The 18,271-nt window shown below is 70.7% G+C and carries 16 protein-coding genes; 5 read left to right on the top strand and 11 right to left on the bottom strand.

Annotation, left to right across the window (positions count from 1 at the left end):
- Positions 1 to 7: 7 nt before the first annotated feature.
- From E4P41_RS14655 to E4P41_RS14645, 3 genes are read left to right on the top strand one after another with little or no spacing between them, the layout of a single operon-like run.
- Positions 8 to 1,525, top strand: a complete 1,518-nt coding sequence (locus tag E4P41_RS14655; RefSeq protein WP_135142013.1) for a class I SAM-dependent DNA methyltransferase — start codon at positions 8 to 10, stop codon at positions 1,523 to 1,525.
- Entirely contained in the window at positions 1,522 to 2,730 is a 1,209-nt protein-coding gene (locus E4P41_RS14650) for a restriction endonuclease subunit S (RefSeq protein ID WP_135142012.1), read from the top strand. Before E4P41_RS14655 ends, E4P41_RS14650 begins: the two co-directional genes overlap by 4 nt.
- Positions 2,727 to 3,620, top strand: a complete 894-nt coding sequence (locus tag E4P41_RS14645) for a restriction endonuclease (protein ID WP_209307725.1) — start codon at positions 2,727 to 2,729, stop codon at positions 3,618 to 3,620. The genes E4P41_RS14650 and E4P41_RS14645 overlap by 4 nt, the downstream gene beginning before the upstream one ends.
- A 30-nt stretch (positions 3,621 to 3,650) precedes the next feature.
- On the opposite strand, the gene E4P41_RS23685 is transcribed toward E4P41_RS14645, so the two are convergent.
- From E4P41_RS23685 to E4P41_RS14625, 4 genes are read right to left on the bottom strand one after another with little or no spacing between them, the layout of a single operon-like run.
- The gene (locus E4P41_RS23685) at positions 3,651 to 4,055 is read right to left on the bottom strand and encodes a PIN domain-containing protein (protein WP_280660736.1); all 405 of its coding nucleotides are present in this window, start codon (positions 4,053 to 4,055) and stop codon (positions 3,651 to 3,653) included.
- A gap of 8 nt (positions 4,056 to 4,063) precedes the next feature.
- A complete protein-coding gene (locus E4P41_RS14635; RefSeq protein ID WP_209307724.1) occupies positions 4,064 to 4,291 on the bottom strand; it encodes a CopG family transcriptional regulator in 228 nt (75 codons plus the stop codon).
- Between the two features lie 54 nt (positions 4,292 to 4,345).
- A complete protein-coding gene (locus E4P41_RS14630) occupies positions 4,346 to 4,756 on the bottom strand; it encodes a PIN domain-containing protein (protein ID WP_167761096.1) in 411 nt (136 codons plus the stop codon).
- The gene (locus tag E4P41_RS14625; protein ID WP_135142009.1) at positions 4,753 to 4,965 is read right to left on the bottom strand and encodes a type II toxin-antitoxin system VapB family antitoxin; all 213 of its coding nucleotides are present in this window, start codon (positions 4,963 to 4,965) and stop codon (positions 4,753 to 4,755) included. Before E4P41_RS14625 ends, E4P41_RS14630 begins: the two co-directional genes overlap by 4 nt.
- Before the next feature lie 142 nt (positions 4,966 to 5,107).
- On the opposite strand from E4P41_RS14625, the gene E4P41_RS14620 reads away from it, so the two are divergent.
- Positions 5,108 to 8,527, top strand: coding sequence for a DEAD/DEAH box helicase family protein (locus tag E4P41_RS14620; protein ID WP_135142008.1), 3,420 nt, complete (start codon positions 5,108 to 5,110; stop codon positions 8,525 to 8,527).
- A 258-nt stretch (positions 8,528 to 8,785) separates the two neighbouring features.
- Here E4P41_RS14620 and dnaB read toward each other — a convergent pair whose 3' ends face one another.
- The 5 genes from dnaB to rpsF form a co-directional block, all read right to left on the bottom strand.
- On the bottom strand, positions 8,786 to 11,056 hold the full coding sequence (dnaB, locus tag E4P41_RS14610) for a replicative DNA helicase (RefSeq protein WP_135142007.1): 2,271 nt from the start codon (positions 11,054 to 11,056) through the stop codon (positions 8,786 to 8,788).
- A gap of 585 nt (positions 11,057 to 11,641) precedes the next feature.
- Positions 11,642 to 12,097: a 50S ribosomal protein L9 gene (rplI, locus tag E4P41_RS14605; protein ID WP_135142006.1), complete on the bottom strand. Its 456-nt coding sequence runs from the start codon at positions 12,095 to 12,097 to the stop codon at positions 11,642 to 11,644.
- 2 nt (positions 12,098 to 12,099) lie between these two features.
- Entirely contained in the window at positions 12,100 to 12,336 is a 237-nt protein-coding gene (rpsR, locus tag E4P41_RS14600) for a 30S ribosomal protein S18 (RefSeq protein ID WP_012951016.1), read from the bottom strand.
- Between the two features lie 141 nt (positions 12,337 to 12,477).
- Positions 12,478 to 12,960, bottom strand: coding sequence for a single-stranded DNA-binding protein (locus E4P41_RS14595; RefSeq protein WP_135142005.1), 483 nt, complete (start codon positions 12,958 to 12,960; stop codon positions 12,478 to 12,480).
- A 2-nt stretch (positions 12,961 to 12,962) separates the two neighbouring features.
- Positions 12,963 to 13,250 carry a 30S ribosomal protein S6 gene (rpsF, locus tag E4P41_RS14590; protein WP_135142004.1) on the bottom strand — a complete coding sequence of 96 codons (288 nt, stop codon included), beginning with the start codon at positions 13,248 to 13,250 and terminating at the stop codon, positions 12,963 to 12,965.
- 247 nt (positions 13,251 to 13,497) lie between these two features.
- On the opposite strand from rpsF, the gene E4P41_RS14585 reads away from it, so the two are divergent.
- Entirely contained in the window at positions 13,498 to 14,310 is an 813-nt protein-coding gene (locus tag E4P41_RS14585; RefSeq protein ID WP_135142003.1) for a deoxyribonuclease IV, read from the top strand.
- A 39-nt stretch (positions 14,311 to 14,349) separates the two neighbouring features.
- Here the strand turns inward: E4P41_RS14585 and E4P41_RS14580 are convergent, their stop codons facing one another.
- Both E4P41_RS14580 and E4P41_RS14575 read right to left on the bottom strand, forming a co-directional pair.
- A complete protein-coding gene (locus E4P41_RS14580) occupies positions 14,350 to 15,804 on the bottom strand; it encodes a glycosyltransferase 87 family protein (protein WP_245177355.1) in 1,455 nt (484 codons plus the stop codon).
- Positions 15,805 to 15,944: 140 nt separating this feature from the next.
- Entirely contained in the window at positions 15,945 to 18,104 is a 2,160-nt protein-coding gene (locus E4P41_RS14575) for a transglycosylase domain-containing protein (RefSeq protein ID WP_245177357.1), read from the bottom strand.
- Positions 18,105 to 18,271: the final 167 nt, after the last annotated feature.

Raw genomic sequence — 18,271 nt, 5'->3', positions numbered from 1 at the left:
TCGCTCAGTGCTGACGGGCTCGCTGCGCAACCAGATCGACCGTGTGTGGGACGCCTTCTGGTCGGGTGGCATCGCCAACCCGCTCGAGGTCATCGAGCAGATCACCTACCTGCTGTTCGTCCGGCGCCTGGACGACATCCAGTCGCGCGAGGACGACCGGGCCCGGCTGCTGAGGCGACCGGTGGAGCGGCAGGTCTTCCCCGAGGACGGCGGCGAGCTGCTGCGCTGGTCCCGGTTCAAGAACCTCGAGCCCGGTGAGATGTACGAGGTCGTCAGCAACGGCGTCTTCCGGTTCCTGCGGACGCTCGGCGAGGGGTCGACCTACTCGCAGCACATGAAGGACGCCCGCTTCACCATCCCGACGCCGGCGCTGCTGTCGCGGGTCGTGGACATGCTGGACAAGGTCCCGATGGACAACCGCGACACCAACGGCGACCTCTACGAGTACATGCTGTCGAAGATCGCGACCTCGGGGCACAACGGTCAGTTCCGGACGCCGCGGCACGTCATCCAGCTGATGGTCGAGATGGCCGCCCCGGCGCCGAGGGACGAGATCTGCGATCCGGCCTGCGGCACCGCCGGCTTCCTCGTGGCCGCGGGTGAGTACGTGCGCGACCGCCACCCCGAGGCCCTCGTCGACCGGGAGCAGAACCGGCACTTCAACGAGAGCATGTTCCACGGGTACGACTTCGACTCCACGATGCTGCGAATCGGCAGCATGAACATGCTGCTGCACGGGGTCGAGCAGCCCGACATCCGCTACCGCGACTCGCTGTCGGACGGCGCGAGCGACGAAGCGGAGCTGTACTCGCTGATCCTGGCCAACCCGCCGTTCGCCGGCTCCCTCGACTACGAGTCGGTGGCTCGCGACCTCCAGCAGGTCGTGAAGACCAAGAAGACCGAGCTGCTGTTCCTGGCGCTGTTCCTCCGGCTGCTGAAGGTCGGCGGCCGGGCGGCGGTCATCGTGCCGGACGGCGTGCTGTTCGGGTCGACGAAGGCGCACAAGGAGCTGCGCCGGACGCTGGTCGAGGACCACAAGCTCGACGGCGTCGTGAAGCTGCCCAGCGGGGTGTTCAAGCCCTACGCCGGGGTCTCGACGGCCATCCTGCTGTTCACCAAGACCGGCGTCGGCGGCACCGAGGACGTCTGGTTCTACGAGGTGACCGCCGACGGCTGGTCGCTGGACGACAAGCGCGCGCCGCTGCTGGACGCCGAGAAGCTCGGACCGCGGCCTGCATCGCCGCTGGCGGACGGCGAGCACGCGAGGAACAACCTGCCGGACGCGCTGGCCCGGTGGTTCGAGCGGGACGGCGACGAGAAGAAGCGGGAGCGGACGGAGCAGAGCTTCTGCGTGCCCAAGGCCGACGTCGTCGCCGCTGGCTACGACCTCTCGCTGAACCGCTACAAGGAGGTCGTGCACGAGGAGGTCGAGTACCGGCCGCCGCTGGAGATCATCGCCGAGCTGGAGCAGCTGGAGACGGAGATCGCTCAGGGCCTCGCCGATCTCAAGGCGATGCTCGCGTGAGCGCTTGGCCGGTCGTCCGCCTCGACGAAGTCGCAGAAGTCCGCCTCGGCCGCCAGCGTTCACCGAAGAACCACAGCGGCGACGACATGCGCCCCTACCTGCGTGCGGCCAACGTGAGTTGGGACGGACTGCGACTCGCTGACGTGAAGACGATGAATTTCACAGCCGCCGAGCTGGATACCTACCGTCTCGAACCCGGCGACCTGCTGCTCAACGAGGCGTCCGGGAGCCGTAGTGAAGTGGGTAAGCCCGCGCTCTGGCAGGGGGAAATCGGCGACTGCGCGTTCCAGAACACGCTTCTCCGCGTCCGGCCCCGCAAGGTCTTGTCGCGATTCCTGCTGCACTACTTCCGCCACATGGCGAGCACCGGAGGGTTCGCGGAACGGTCCCGAGGCGTCGGCATCCACCACCTCGGGCGCGATGCTCTCGCCAGCCTGCCCACACCGCTACCGCCTTCTGGCGAGCAGCGGCGAATCGCGGACGTCCTGGACCGCGCCGAGGAACTACGCTCAAAGCGCCTCCGGTCCACCACCCTCCTCGACGATCTGGCGCGGTCAATCTTTCTCGACATGTTCGGTGACCCTGTCGTCAATCCCCGTAGGTGGCACCGCGTTGACTTAGGCGATCTTCTGGCGACCATCGAGAGCGGGCAAAGTCCCGTCTGCCTGGACCGTCCGGCCGGCCCCGACGAGTGGGGCGTCCTGAAACTGAGTGCCGTCACGTCGGGTGCCTACCGAGCCGACGAAAACAAGACTCTGCCCGCTTCGGTGGTCCCGCGCACGGAGCACCAGGTAAGAGTCGGCGACGTACTGATCACCCGGAAGAACACCCCGGAACTGGTTGGAGCGAGCGCCCTGGTTGAGTCAACGCCACCACGGATGCTCCTGCCTGACCTGATTTTCCGCCTCCGCATCGATAAGGAGGCGCCGGTACTGTCCGCATACCTGCAGCGGTTGATCAGCACTCCGATGAAGCGCCGCCAGATGCAGCAGCTGTCAGGAGGCTCAGCCGCATCCATGGTCAACATCTCGAAAGGCCGGTTGGCCGGTCTGCCCATCGAGTTGCCGCCTCTATCGCTTCAGCAGGAATTCGTACGGCGCCTCAACCGCGCGACCGAGCAGCAAAATATGCTGGTTGCTCGGACTCCGCAGCTGGACATGCTCGCGGCGGGCCTGCAACACCGCGCGTTCCAGGGGAAGTTGTGACCGTGCCGGGGGAGATGCCGGTCTGGGAGGGATTCCTCGTCCCCGTTCTGCAGGTCCTCTCGGACGGTCAGGTGCGAGGGCGGCGGGAGATGTCCCAGCTCGTCGCCGAGCACGTCGGGCTGACCGAGGAGCAGCGCGCCGAGCTGCTGGAGTCCGGTCAGCCCAAGGCGGACAACCGGATCGGCTGGGCCCTGTCCGGGTTGGCCCGGTCAGCTGCGATCGAGCGCCCACGCAAGGGGCAGTACGTCATCGCCGAGCGCGGTCGCGCGCTGCTGCAGCAGCACCCGGAGGGCCTCACCAACCGGGTGCTCTTCCCGAAGGGGCGAGCCCGGCCCACCGCCGTCGCGGCTGCCCCGGTCGACACCACCGAGGCCCTCGACCCCGTCGAGCAGATCGAGGACGGCGTCCAGCGGATCGAGGATGACGTCGCCGTCCAACTGCTGGACCGGCTGCGCGGGCAGGAGCCGGCGTTCCTCGAGCAGGCCGTCCTGGACCTGCTGGTGGCGATGGGCTACGGCGGGGCGGAGAAGCAGGTCCGTCGCCTGGGCGGCTCCGGCGACGGTGGGGTCGACGGGGTCATCGACCAGGACGCCCTCGGCCTCGACCGCGTGTACGTGCAGGCCAAGCGGTACGCCGAGGACAACGTCGTCGGCCGGGAGACGATCCAGGCCTTCGTCGGCGCCCTGCAGGGCCGGCACGCCAGCCGCGGCATCTTCATCACGACGAGCCGCTTCAGCCAGCACGCGGCCGAGTACGCGGCGACGATCAACCCCCGCGTCATCCTCATCGACGGGGACCGGCTCGCTCGGCTGATGATCCAGTACGGCGTCGGGGTGCAGACCCGGCACACCTATCGCCTGGTCGAGATCGACGAGGACTTCTTCGAGTAGCACTGCCCGGGCCGTCCCGCCCGCGAACGGTCAGGGCAGCAGGGTGAAGGCCGGCACGTGCTCCGGTCGGACGACGCCGAAATGACGACGGTCGACCGTAGCGACCTCCTGGGCACCCAGCCGCTCGGCCGCTGCCACGACAGATGCGTCGACGGTGCCCAGGGGAAGGTCTCGATACCGCGCGACGAGGGTGGCGATGCGCAACCAGTCCCCGGCTGCGACCGGCTCGACGACGAAGGAACCGCCGGCCAGGTCCCCGAGGAAGCGGACCTCCGGCTCGGGTCCGAGGCGGGTCGCCAGGAGGTAGGCGACCTCGGTGATGACGAGGGTGGGGACGACGAGGGGGCCGGGATAGGTCTCCAGCAGCTCCAGGCAAGCGGCGTGGTGGCGGTCGTCGGCGTCGACGTAGGCGTACAGCGGACCGGCGTCGACGATCAGCGGCCCTATCGGTCGACCTCCGCCGCCAGGATCTCCTCGATCCGCTCGGAGACGTCGTCCCGGCCGCCGCGCCCCGCCCCGGCCGCGCCCAGTCGCCGACGGCCGGACGCCACATCGAGGTAGGCCTCCAGCGCCTCCCGGGTGATCTCCGAGATGGTCGTTCCGCGGCGCGCGGCCTCGTGCCGGAGCCGGGCGTCGACCGCCTCCGGGATCTTCACCGTCGTGCGCTTCACGTATGTCAGCATACCGAGCCGGATGGGCATTCGCGGCCGCGGAGCCCAGGGATGCTAGGGACGATGGCCCGCGCCGCGCGGAGCCACCCACTCGTGGGCGGCACCGGTGACCTCGGCCAGCCGCTCGTAGTCGCTGTCGTAGTGCAGGATGGTCAACCGATGCTCCGCCGCGGTCGCTGCCACGATGACGTCCGGCAGCGAGGTACGGTGCTGGCCGCGTAGCGCCAGCCGGTGCTGGACCTCGATCGCAGCCCGTTGGTCACTCAGGTCGTACCAACCCAGTCGTCTCATCCGCTCCAGGATCGAGCGGTACTCGTCCGCGTTGCGTGCGGTGTAGAGCACCTCGAGCGCGGTGATCGTGGCCAGGCCCAGCGAGCCGGTGCGCGCCTCCTGCGCGAGGCGATCCGCCACTGCACGATTCCGCTCGGCCAGGACCCATGCGGAGGTGTCCAGCAGAAAGGTCACCGACGCCAGGCCGTGGTGCGTGGATCCACCTCGGCCAGGCGCTTACCGACCTCCTGGAACCAGTCCGCGAGGTCGTCCGTCTCCTCCTGCTGGCGGCCGGCCGCCTCCCTCAGCGCACGGTTGACTGCCTCCTTCTTGACCCTCGTGCCGTAGCGAGCCATCGCAAGGCGCAGGGCCTCTTCGTCGAGATCGATCACCGTCTTGGCCACCGCCACCTCCTGCCGTGGGTGTATATACGCGAACCCACCTTATATCCTTCCGATTGGGATTCCTCCCAGGAGTGAGGTTGCAGGCGCGACTGAGCGTTACGGTGTCGTCTCGGTGTATGACGCCGTACGGGGGGAGGGCCGGGTGGCGAGCAACTTCGCCTTCCTGCGGGCGGAATGGCCGCAGCTCGCGGAGGAAGCCGCGCGGGCCGAGCACAACACCTTCGGCGACCCGCGCGCCGCCTGCTTCTACGCCCGGCGCGGCCTGGAACTCGCCGTCCACTGGCTCTACGACGCCGAGGGCGCCCTCCGCCGCCCGTACAAGGACGACCTCTCCGCGCTGCTGTTCGAGCCGACCCTGCGCACCCTCGTCGGCCCGGCGGTGCACACGAAGATGGACGTCCTGCGGCGGCAGGGCAATGCCGCCGTCCACCGCAGCAAGCCAGTGACGCCGGGGGACTCGCTGCCCGTCGTCCGCGAGCTTTTCCACGTCCTCTACTGGCTCGCCGACCGGTACAGCCGTCGGCCGTCGGACCGTCCCGGCCACCTGGCGTTCGACGACGCCCTCATCCCCCGCCCGGCGCCTGCCAGCGTGCGCCTGCAGCGCCAGCAGGAACTCCGGGCGCAGGCCGAGCGGTACGCGGCCCAGGACGCCGAGCTCGCGCGGGAGCGGGAGCGCAGCGCCGACCTCGAACGGGAGATCACCGAGCTGCGGGCCGCCGTCGCCGCCGCGACCGCGGCCAACGCGGCCGCACCGGTCGAGCACGACTACGACGAGGCCACGACCCGCGACCTGTTCATCGACCTGCTGCTCCGCGAGGCCGGCTGGCCGCTCGACCAGGAGCGCGACCGCGAGTACCGGGTCACCGGCATGCCGAACGCGGAGGGCGCCGGCTACGTCGACTACGTCCTGTGGAGCGACGACGGCCGACCACTCGGGCTGGTGGAGGCCAAGCGGACACGGATGAACCCGGCCGCCGGCCAGCAGCAGGCCAGGCTCTACGCCGACCGCCTCGAGGCCGAGTTCGGCACCCGTCCGGTCATCTACTACACCAACGGCTACGAGCACTGGATGTGGGCCGACGTCTCGGCGCCTCCTCGCCCCGTGCAGGGCTTCTACACCCGCGACGAGCTCGCCCTTCTCGTGGCACGACGGGCCACGCGGCGCTCGCTGGCCGACACCGTGGTCGACGACCGCATCGTCGAGCGCCACTACCAGGTCCGCGCCATCCGGCGGATCGCCGAGACCTTCGAGGTCGACCGCCAGCGGCAGGCCCTCGTCGTCATGGCCACCGGCGCGGGCAAGACTCGCACGGTCATCGCGCTGACCGACCTGCTGATGAGGGCCAACTGGGCCAAGCGGATCCTCTTCCTCGCGGATCGTGTGGCCCTGGTGAACCAGACCGTCAACGCCTTCAAGGCACACCTGCCGGCCGCGACGACCGTCAACCTGGTCACCGACCGCGCCACGGACGGGCGGGTCTACGTCTCCACCTACCCGACGATGACGGGGCTGATCAACGAGGTGGACGACGAGGGCCGCCGCCGCTTCGGCCCCGGCCATTTCGACCTCGTCGTCGTCGACGAGGCGCACCGGTCGATCTACCGGAAGTACAAGACGATCTTCGAGCACTTCGACGGGCTGCTGGTCGGGCTCACGGCCACGCCCAAGGACGAGGTCGACCGGAACACCTACCGGCTGTTCTCCCTCGAGGACGGCGTCCCCACCGACCACTACGACCTCGACGACGCCGTGGGAGAGGGCTTCCTCGTGCCGCCACGGGCGGTGTCGGTACCGCTGCGCTTCCTGCGCCAGGGCATCCGCTACGACGACCTGCCCGAGGAGGAGAAGGAGGCCTGGGACCTCACCGAGTGGGACGACGACGGCCCGACCCCCGACGCGGTCGAGGCCGCGGCTCTGAACAGCTGGCTGTTCAATGCCGACACCGTGGACAAGGTGCTCGCCACCCTCATGACGCAGGGCCACCGGGTGGCCGGCGGCGACCGGCTCGGGAAGGCCATCGTCTTCGCCAAGAACAACGACCACGCACACTTCATCAAGCAGCGGTTCGACGCGCAGTACCCGCAGTACAACGGCGAGTTCGCGCAGGTCGTCACCTACCGGACGACGTACGCGCAGACCCTGATCGACGCCTTCTCCACCCCGGGCAAGGCCCCGCACATCGCCATCTCGGTCGACATGCTCGACACCGGGATCGACGTCCCCGACGTGGTCAACCTCGTCTTCTTCAAGCCCGTCCGGTCCAAGTCCAAGTACTGGCAGATGATCGGCCGTGGGACGCGCCTGCGGCCCGACCTCTACGGGCCCGGCCAGCACAAGGCCGACTTCTACCTGTTCGACTTCTGCCAGAACATCGAGTACTTCGACCAGCAGGTCGTCCCGCCGGCCGGCCCGGTGACCCCGTCACTCATGGAGCGCCTGTTCGCGGCGCGGGTCGAGCTCCTCACGCGCCTGCACGGCAGGGTGTCCGAGCAGGCCACGAAGGACGACGGCACGGCGAGCGAGGCCGGCCTGCGGCGGGACCTCTCGCTGCTGCTGACCGAGCGGGTGGGCGGCATGAGCGTCGAGAACGTCATCGTGCGCCCGCATCGGCAGATGGTGGAGCGGTACTCCCGCCCCGAGGCATGGCAGGAGCTCGACGCGAGTACGGCGCACGAGGTCACCGAGCAGCTGGCCGGGCTCCCGAGCACGGTCTCCGAGGACGACGAGCAGGCCAAGCGCTTCGACGTCCTCGTGCTGAGGCTGCAGCTCGCCGCCGTCGACGGCGATCCGGCGTTCGACCGCCTGCGAGGCCACGTCCAGCAGATCGCGACGGCGCTGCTGGAGCAGACGCAGATCCCGGCCGTGCGGGAGCAGCTGGAGCTGCTGGACGACGTCGCCGGCGACGAGTGGTGGACGGATGTGACCCTGCCGCTGCTGGAGCTCGTCCGGCGTCGGGTACGGAGCCTGGTCCAGCTCATCGACAAGGCGCGACGCACCATCGTCTACACCGACTTCGCCGACCAGATCGGCGAGGCGACGGAGATCCCACTCGTCGGCGTCCCGGTGCGCGACGACTTCGAGCGCTTTCGCGCCAAGGCGAGGGCGTACCTCCGGGCCAACGAGAGCCATGTGGCGCTGCAGAAGCTGCGGCGCAACCTGCCGCTCACCCCGACGGACCTCACCGAGCTGGAACGCATGCTCACCGATGCCGGGGTGGCGACCGCGGAGGACCTGGAGAAGGCCCGAACGCAGGCGGAGGGGCTGGGCCTGTTTATCCGCGGCCTGGTCGGACTCGAGCGGGACGCCGCCACCGCTGCGCTGAACACCTTCGTCGCGGGCCGGATCCTGACCGCGAGCCAGCTCGACTTCGTGCAGCTGGTCGTGGCAGAACTCACCGCCCACGGGGCCATGGACCCGGGGTTGCTGTGGGAGTCGCCGTTCACCGGGCTGGCCCCCCAGGGGCCGACCTCGCTGTTCACCGACGCCGACATCACCTCACTCGTCGCCGTGCTCGAGAGTGTCCGGTCGACCGCGCAGCCCGCGGCCGACGTGGTGGCCTGATCGCCATCTCGTCCGACCTGCGGCCCGTCCGTCCCGAGATCGGATCGAGTCGGCGGGCAGCCTGATCCACGTGAAACCGGCATCGAGCAGCGAGGCTGCGAACCTGCTCAGGGCCGCGGCGTGCCTTGGTGGCGCAACAGCAGCCAGCCGGCCGCCGGGTCCCGGACCCACACCGAGCTGCGCAACGACTCCCGCTCGCCGACGCCTCGCGTTGCACGACATCCCGCAGGTCGTCATCGGCCAGCCCGGTGGCCACGGTCAGTTGGCCATGTCCACGAAGCGGCTGTAATGGCCTTGGAATGCGACCGTGACATTCGCCGTAGGCCCATTCCGGTGCTTCACCAACATGATGTCCGCCTCGCCCGCGCGCGGCGACTCTTTTTCGTACATGTCTTCTCGGTGGATCATCATGACCATATCCGCATCTTGTTCGATCGAGCCCGATTCGCGAAGGTCTGAAAGCATGGGCTTCTTGTCCTGACGTTGCTCCGAACCACGATTCAGCTGCGACATCGCGATGACCGGGACCTCGAGTTCCTTGGCCAGGAGCTTGAGCGCCCGGGAGAACTCCGAGACCTCCTGCTGCCGGCTCTCCACGCGCTTGCCCGACGTCATGAGCTGCAGATAGTCGATGACCACCAGCTTGAGGTCGTTGCGCTGCTTGAGCCGCCGCGCCTTGGCCCGGATCTCCATCATCGTCATGTTCGGCGAGTCGTCGATGTAGAGCGGCGCGTCGGCGATCTCGCCCATCCGGCGGGCCAGCTTCGACCAGTCCTCGTCCGACAGCGTGCCGGCGCGCATGTGGTGCAGCGGCACCTTCGCCTCGGCCGACAGCAGCCGCATGGTGATCTCGTGCTTGCTCATCTCGAGCGAAAAGATGCAGGTGGCCAGCTGGTGCTTCACCGTCGCCGACCGAGCGATGTCCAGGCCCAACGTCGAGTTGTGGGTGGGGATGAAGCTCCGCCCGGCCAGGAACAGGTGGTCCTCGGCGTCGACCTGGATGCACCGCACCGGCACGCTGGCGATCGCGCGCACGTCAGTGATGAAGCGGACGTCGCGCCCACGGGGGCCGTCGGTGGCCTGCTCCTTGTGGGCGAGCTTCTTGCGCTGCAGCCAGAAGACCTCCTCGTCGGTGACGAAGGCCAGTGCCTCGTCGTCGACGTCCTGGACGCGGTGGCCCAGGCTCCCGATCAGTTCGCGCACGTCACTGCGCAGGTCGGGATCAGGGACGACGAACTGCACGGCACCGGAATCGGACACGGTGCCACCGGCGTCGAGCAGACCGGCGAGCAGGGCGCGACGCTGGGCGATCGACGCCCGGAGGTACTCGGCCGGGATCCTCGCGGCACGGCCGACCGCCGTCAGCGCCGATGCGTCCGGCCGCCCGGCAGCCTCGCCGTGGACGTACATGGCGATCTCCGGATCCAGCTCGGCGCGCTCGGCCGCGGACGGGGCGCCGAGCTCCACGCCGACGGCGTACGGCGGCAGCGCGAGCCGCGCCTCCGACAGGACCAGCGGCGCAGCCGTCGACACCGCGTGCGACGGGCTGCCGCTGCCCTCGGCGCGCACGGTTCGTGCGATCTCCTCGGTCGTCCGGACCGCGGCCGGGGCCGCGCGGCCGATCATGTCCTCGGTCAGCCACTGGTGCTGGGCGTCGGCGACGATCACCGAGCCGTCGGAGAAGTGGACCTCGTAGCAGGGCCGGCCGGTCATCACCTCGGTGGCGGCCACGACCGTCGTCGGCCGGCCGTCCGAGCCCATCACCCGGTCACCGACGGCGACCTCGCCCATCGTCGTCCACCCGGTGGGGGTGGCGATGAGTGTGTCGAGCGCCAGGGCCTTGCCGACACCCGGACGCGCCGCGATGACAACCATCTGGCCGGCCTGCAGGCCGTTGGTGAGCTCGTCGAGGTCGCGGATCCCGGTGGGGACACCGCGGGCGGTGCCGCCGCGGGAGGCGATGGCATCGAGCTCGTCCATCGTCGGCTGCAGGACGTCCTCGAGGCGCGCGTAGTCCTCGCTCATGCGCTTCTCGGTGACGTCGTAGATCTCCTGCTGGGCGCGGTCGACGATGTCGTCGACGTCGCCCCGCCCGCCGGCCGCGCCGTAGCCGAGCTGCACCACGCGGGTGCCGGCCTCGACCAGCCGGCGCAGGACCGCCTGCTCGGCGACGATCGCGGCGTAATAGCCGGCGTTGGCCGCCGTGGGCGTGGACTGGATGAGGGTGTGCAGGTAGACCGCGCCGCCCATCTTCGACAGCTGGTCGGTGCGGTTGAGCTCGGCCGCGACGGTGATCGCGTCGGCCGGCTCGCCTCGCCCGTAGAGGTCGAGGATGCAGTCGAAGATCACCTGGTGCGCCGGCCGGTAGAAGTCGTTGCCGTGCAGCACCTCGACGACGTCGGCGATCGCGTCCTTGCTCAGCAGCATGCCGCCGAGCACCGACTGCTCCGCCGCGACGTCCTGCGGCGGCTGCCGGTCGTACTCCGGCGCCGTCGGGGACGGTCGGCTGAACTCGTCGGCCACCGCCACGGTGGGTCCTCCATCCACTCACGGCGCACCCGCGCACAGGCCCCGGCGCGACGGCCGGGACCTGGTGGGGGAAGCACCAGAACGCTGCACACCTGACTCGAACGTGTGTTCGGGTCATTGCTACCGCAGGGAACCGACAGTTCTGCACCGGCGGGAGCGAGGAGGACGTTAGGAAGCGCGGACGGACCAGTCCAACACCGGTGTGCACGTGCTTCTGCACAACTTGTGGACAAGTCGGTGGACACAGACGTGTCGACATGTGGAGACAGCGGGGGACGCCGGGGCGCCGTCCCCCGTATCCCTCGGCTGACCAGCGCAGAGTCCACCCACGGGATGTGGACGGGAGAAATCTGGGAGGAATCCGGGTGTCGTCCTCGGCGTGTCGCAGGGGCGGGCGCAGGAGTCCCAGGGGTCACGCTCGCGCTGCTCCGGTCCGCAACACGCCGCGAGGGGCGCCGGACCGAAGTCCGGCGCCCCTCGCGGGCGGTAGGCCCCCTCCTGGCGCGGCGCCGTCCAGGGCAACCCTCGCCCGTCAGGGGATGGGGGACGGGTCCTGCTACGAAGGGCTCGAGAACGGGTCCTTCGTCAGCCGGGGACGACCTCGATGGCCAGCTGGGTGGTCACCTCGGGGTGCACCCGCACGGTCACGGTGTGCTGGCCGGTGGTCTTGATGCTGCTGGGCAGCTCCACCCGGCGCCGGTCGAGCGCGGGGCCGCCGGCGGCGGTCACCGCGTTGACGACGTCGGCGGTGGTGATGCGGCCGAACAGCCGGCCACCCTCCCCGGCGCGCGCCGGCACGCGGACCGTCAGGCCCGCCAGGCGCCCGGCCACCGCCTGCGCCTCCTCGAGCGAGCGCACCTCACGTGCGGCACGCGCCCGGCGCAGCGACTCGACCTGCTTCTCGGCACCGCGGGTGGCCTTGATGGCCAGGCCGCGGGGCAGGAGGTAGTTGCGGGCGTACCCGCCCTTGACCTCCACCGTGTCACCGGAGGACCCGAGACCGGTGACCTCCTGCGTCAGGATCAGCTTCTGGGTGCTCATGTTCAGCGCGCCGTCGAGGTGTAGGGCAGCAGGGCCATCTCACGGCTGTTCTTGACGGCCGTGGCGACGTCCCGCTGGTGCTGGCTGCAGTTGCCGCTGACGCGGCGGGCACGGATCTTGCCGCGGTCGGAGATGAACTTCCGCAGCAGGGTCGTGTCCTTGTAGTCGATGTAGGTCGCCTTGTCCTTGCAGAACTGGCAGACCTTCTTCTTGGGCTTGCGAACGGGGGGCTTGGCCACCGAAGTTCTCCAGAGAGTGAGGGGCTGGAACGGCCCCCTCGCAGGGGCCCGCACCGAGCAGGTGAGGTGATGGAACGGCCCTCTCGCAGGGGCCCGCGCCGAGCGGAGCGAGGTGTGGGGGGCGAGAGGGTCCTTCTACTTTCAGAAGGGCGGTTCGTCGGACGACGGGGCCGGGGTCGACCACGGGTCGCTGGACCCGCCGCCACCACCGAAGCCGCCACCGCCACCGCCGCCGAAGCCGCCACCGCCGCCCTCACCGCGGGAGGCCTTGGTGACCTTCGCGGTGGCGTAGCGGAGCGACGGGCCGATCTCGTCGACCTCGAGCTCGACGACGGTGCGCTTCTCGCCTTCCTTGGTCTCGAACGATCGCTGCTTGAGTCGGCCGGAGACGATCACCCGCGACCCGCGGGTCAGTGACTCGGCGACGTTCTCCGCCGCCTGCCGCCACACGTTGCAGCGCAGGAAGAGCGCCTCGCCGTCCTTCCACTCCTGCGACTGTCGGTCGAAGGTCCGGGGGGTGGAGGCCACGGTGAAGTTGGCGACCGCGGCGCCGGAGGGCGTGAAGCGCAGCTCCGGGTCCGACGTGAGGTTGCCGATGACGGTGATGACGGTCTCGCCGGCCATGGTCAGTGGACCTCGGGCCGGATCAGCTTCGTGCGCAGGACCGACTCGTTGAGGTTCAGCTGCCGGTCGAGCTCGGCCACCGCGGCCGGGGTGGCCTGGATGTCGACGACGGCGTAGATGCCCTCGGCCTGCTTGTCGATCTCGTAGGCCAGCCGGCGGCGGCCCCAGATCTCGGTCTTCACGGTGCCGCCGGCGTTGGTGACGACGGTGAGGAACCGGTCGAGGGAGGGAGCGATGGTGCGCTCCTCCAGGTCGGGGTCGAGGATGACCATCAGTTCGTAGCGACGCACGGAGAACCCCACCTCCTCTGGTCTCGGCGGCTGCAGTCGTTCTGCAGCAGGAGGGTCGTACACGCGTCGCGCGCCCCACCCGGTGACAGCCACCGGTGGAACGCGCTCCGGCCAGGGTACCAGCGCCGGCAGCGCGGGCCGCCGCCGTCCACAGGGAGCGACGGCGACCCGTCCCGGGCTGGCCCCGTCCAGAGGCTCGCCGCGAGCCCGTGAGCGGCGAGGAGGACAGTCCTTCTAGGGTCGCGGGGTGCCAGCTCACCCGATCGGCGTACACATCGGACCCGGCCTGACCGAGGACGACGAGCCCGACGCCGGCGGCCCGCTCGCCCGCGCCGCGGAGATGGACGCCGACGGGGTGCAGGTCTTCCTCGCCGACCCGCAGGGCTGGACCGCGCCCACGCCGCGCCCGGACGCCGCCGACCTGCTGGCCAGCGACGTGACCGTCGTCGTCCACGCGCCGTACGTGCTCAACGTGGCGACGACGAACAACCGCATCCGCATCCCCAGCCGCAAGCTGCTCGCCGCACACGCCAGGGCCGCCGCCGCCGTCGGGGCGGTGGGCTTGGTCGTGCACGGCGGTCACGTGCTGGCCAGGGACGACCCGGCCGCCGGCGTCGACAACTGGCGCAAGACCTTCGGCCGGCAGGCCGAGGACGGCGGCTTCCCCGTCCCGCTGCTCATCGAGAACACCGCCGGCGGCGGCAACGCCATGGCCCGCGACCTCGACGCGCTCGCGCGGCTGTGGGACGCCGTCGGCGAGTTCGGCGCCGGCTTCGTGCTCGACAGCTGCCACGCGTGGGCGGCCGGCTGGGACCTGGCGACCGCGGTGGACGACGTCCGCGCGATCACCGGCCGCATCGACCTGGTGCACCTGAACAACAGCCGGGACCCGCACGGCTCCAGCCGCGACCGCCACGCGCCGCTCACCGACGGCGAGATCCCGGCCGAGCTGCTGATCGAGGTGGCACGGGCGGCGGACTGCCCGATCGTCCTGGAGACCCCCGGCGACACCGCCAGCCACGCCGAGGAGATCGAGATGCTGCGGCGTGCCTTGTCGTGACGAGTGGGCCGCGAGGAACGACGCCGTGACACCGTCGCCCTACCGGGCGACACCGCGGCCAGGTGCCGTCCCGACCTGCACCGCGTCGCTCCCCGTGTCCCCGTCGGGGAGCCTCCGGCCCCCGCGACGGGCCCACACCCTCCGGTCCCTGGCATGGTCGAGGACGCCTCCGACCGGGTCGTCGACGCCGGGCCAGCTGGTGCGGACGACGTCGTCGTCCGGCCGCCGGACCTCCCGGACGACGAGCACCACGAGCGCCACCAGCACGGCGTCGCGCACCAGGACGGCGAGGAAGAACCACTCCACCTCGATGCCCCGGTTGTCCGTACCGAGGTAGTAGAGCATCGTCGTGACCCACACCAGGGCCTCGGTGGCCTGCCAGACCAGCAGCGAGCGCCACCGCGGCCGGGCCAGCACCGCCAGCGGCAGCAGCCACAGCGCGTACTGCGGGCTGTAGACCTTGTTGAGCAGCAGAAAGCCGGCCACCAGCAGGAAGGCCACCTGTGCCACCCGCGGCCGCACCGGGGCGGTGAGCACCAGCCAACCCACCCCGGCGGCCAGCGCGGCCAGCAGCACCGCCACGACCGCATTGAGCACCGACGGCGTCTCGCCCTGCGCGAGCGGCCCGCCCAGGACCCCGTTCCCTGCGGCCGTCAGCAGGATGTTCCAGATCGACTCCGGGTTGGCCGGCCGCTGCCGGCTGAAGGCGAAGAACCAGCTCCAGTTCTCCGGCGCCACGAGGGCCACCGGCAGGTTGACCACCAGCCAGGCGACGACCGCCGCCCCGGCCGCCCGCAGCCACACCCGCAGCGCCCCGGCACGCAGGCAGAGCAGGAACAGCGCGCCCAGCACGAGCACCGGATAGAGCTTGGCGGCCACGCCCAGCCCGAGCAGCACCCCCGCGAGCACCGGGCGCTCCCGAGCCCACGCCCACATACCGAGCGTGGTGAGGGCGACGGCCAGCAGGTCCCAGTTGGTGAAGGCGTGCACGAACAGCACCGGGGACAGCGCCACCATCGCGGTGTCCCACGGCCGCCGGCCGGTCAGCGGCAGCACCGCCCGCGTCACCACGAGCGCGCACAGCGACATCAGCAGCGCCGTCACCATGGTGTAGCTCTGCACGGGCGGAACCGCCGGCAGCAGCCCGACCGCATCCGCCAGCCCGTCGTACCAGCCGGACAGGACGGCGGCGAGCGCCATCACGGCGCCGGTGAGCACCGGGTACTCCACGCGCGCGTCGAGGTAGGGCAGCGCGCCTTCGCCCTGCCCGTAGACACCGAAGAGCGGCACCGGGTCGGAGTAGCAGAGGTGGGTGTACTGCAGTGAACCGGCCCAGTTGCCGTCGGCACAGGGAGCCTGCTTGAGCCAGGCCAGCGCGAGCACCGTCGTGGTGAACAGCAGGCACACCCGCAGCGGCGTCCAGAACACGGCGCGGCCGACGACGGCGTGCCGGCCCCACGGGCCGCCCACCGCCTCGCTCGCCTGCGCCGCCACGGGGTCCGACCAGGTGGGGACGACGCGATCCGGCCGCTCGGGCGCTGGCACGGACGCTGGCACGGACCACGCGGGCCCGTCCGCTGGTGCGGACGGGCCCGTCGGGATCGTGCTCATGCGGTCAGTCTGCCCGCTGAGGGTCAGCGGGTCGGCTGCTCCTCGGTGTCGTCGGGTTGGACCTCCTGGCCGCCGGCGGTGCCGGGGTCGGAGGTCTCCGGGGCAGTACCGTCGCCGTTCCCACCGCCGGTGTTGTCGTCGGTGCCGCCGTCGCCGTCGGTGGTCTCACCGTCCGGCGGCGCGACGGGAGGGGGAGGTGCCGGCGGCACCGGCTCCTGGACCACCGGCTCCTGGACGACCGGCGCCTCCTCCTCGTCCTCCTCGTCGCGGCTGACGTCGTCGTTCGACGGCCGGGTCGGCTGGTTGGTGACCGGGCTGGGCTCTCGGGTCCGCGGCGCCGGCGCGGGCACCCCCTTGCCCGTGTCCCCGCGGATGATCGCCCGGTCGGGCAGGTCCTCCTCCGGCGTCCCCTCCAGCACGGTGTCCATGAACTCCTGCCAGATGGCACCGGGCAGGCCCGAGCCGTAGATGATCCGGCCGTCGGAGTTCTCGATGGGCTCGAGGCGGTCGGTGCCCATCCACACCGCGGTGGAGATGGACGGCGTGAAGCCCACCATCCAGGCGTCGGAGTTGTCCTCGTCGTTGAGGCCCTGGGTGCCGGTCTTGCTGGCCACCTCGCGGCCACCGTCGAGCGAGCGCCGCGAGTGGTCGGCGACGTCGGTCATCGCGTAGGTGACGTCGCTGGCGACGTCCGAGGAGAACACCTGGTCGCCGGCGTCACCGTCGTACTCGAGCAGGACCGCGCCCTCGCTGTCGGTCACCCGGGCCACGAAGAACGGCTCGTGCTCGACGCCGCCGCTGGCGAGGGTGGCGAAGCCGTGCGCCTGGTCGATCGGGCGCATCTCGTACTGCCCGATGCCGATCGAGGCACCGGTGGCCCCCGTCTCGGGATCGGCCAGGACGGTGTTGCCCTCGAGCGGGCCGCCGGCCCAGGTCTCGGGCAGCCCCGTCGCCTCGAGGATGTTCTGCCGCACCCGCTCGGCACCGACCTCGTAGGCCAGCCCGTAGTAGGTGGTGTTCAGCGACCGCGTCATGGCCTCCATCAGCGTGCAGGCCGCGCAGGAAGCGTCGCTCGCGTTGCTCACCGGCAGGCCCGGGCGGTCGGGGAACTCCTGCGGCGAGGAGCCGTCGCGCCGGGCGTTGACGCTGATGCCCTCCTCCAGCGCGGTCGCCAGCACGTAGGGCTTCACCGACGAGCCGGGCTGACGCTGGGCCTGGGCGTAGTCGATCGCGCCCTCCCCGGTGGAGACCGGCCCGCCGTAGTAGGCGCGCACCGCGCCGGTCCGCGGGTCGATGGCCACGAGCGCCTCCCGCAGGTTCTCCGGCTCGCCCTCCATCACCTCGTCGACGGCGGCGACCGCGGCGTCCTGGTACCGCTTGTCCACCGTGGTGGTGATCCGCAGGCCGCCGGCCCGGATCTGCTGCTCGTCGTAGCCCTTGGCCTCCAGCTCCGCGATGGCCCGCTGGACGGCGAAGCCTTCCGGGCCGCTGGGGATGCCGAGGGTGGAGTCGGTGCGCGGCAGCACCGGCGGGTAGACCGAGGCCTCGCGCTCCTCGGGGCTCAGCCACCCCTCCTCGACCATCGCGTCGAGCACCAGGCCCCAGCTCTCCTCTGCGCCCTCCGGGTCCACGGCCGGGTCGTTGTTGGAGGGGCTGCGGATGAGGACGGCCAGCACCGCGCCCTGCTGGGGGGTCAGCTCGGCGGCCGACACCCCGAAGTAGGTGTTGGCAGCGGCCTCGATGCCGTACGCGCCGCGGCCGAAGTAGATCGTGTTCAGATAGTTCTCGAAGATCTCGTCCTTCTCGTACTGGTTGTCCAGCTTGACGGCGAGGAAGAGCTCCTTGAACTTCCGGCTGTACGTCTGCTCCGACGTCAGGAAGGCGTTCTTGACGTACTGCTGGGTGATCGTCGAGCCACCCTGCGTCTCGCCGCCGGTCAGGTTGTTCCAGGCGGCCCGGGCGATACCGGTGAAGGAGATGCCGGGGTCGGAGTAGAAGTTGCGGTTCTCGGCGGCGAGGACGGCCTCCTGCGCCGGTTCCGAGACCTCGGCGAGGGGCACGTTGGTGCGGTTCTCGGCACCCAGCCGGGCCATCTCGGTGGTGCCGTCGGAGTAGTAGACGACCGTCGTCTGGGCGTTCTGCACCGAGCTCGGGTCGGGGACCTCGGTGGTCGCGTAGACCACTCCCACGAACACCCCGAGCAGCACGAAGAGGCCGGCCAGGGTGCCGACGAGGGCCTTCAGCCGGCGCCGGCGGCGCTGCCTCTTCGTGCGGGCGGCCTTGCCGGCGGGGCGTCCGCCCCGCGCCGCTGCACCGGTGCGCGACGCCGTCGTCCGCCCTCCGCGCCCGG

This window comes from Geodermatophilus sp. DF01-2 (assembly GCF_004571065.1).
GTDB lineage: Bacteria > Actinomycetota > Actinomycetes > Mycobacteriales > Geodermatophilaceae > Geodermatophilus.
This window is presented reverse-complemented; position numbering and strand designations above follow the sequence as displayed.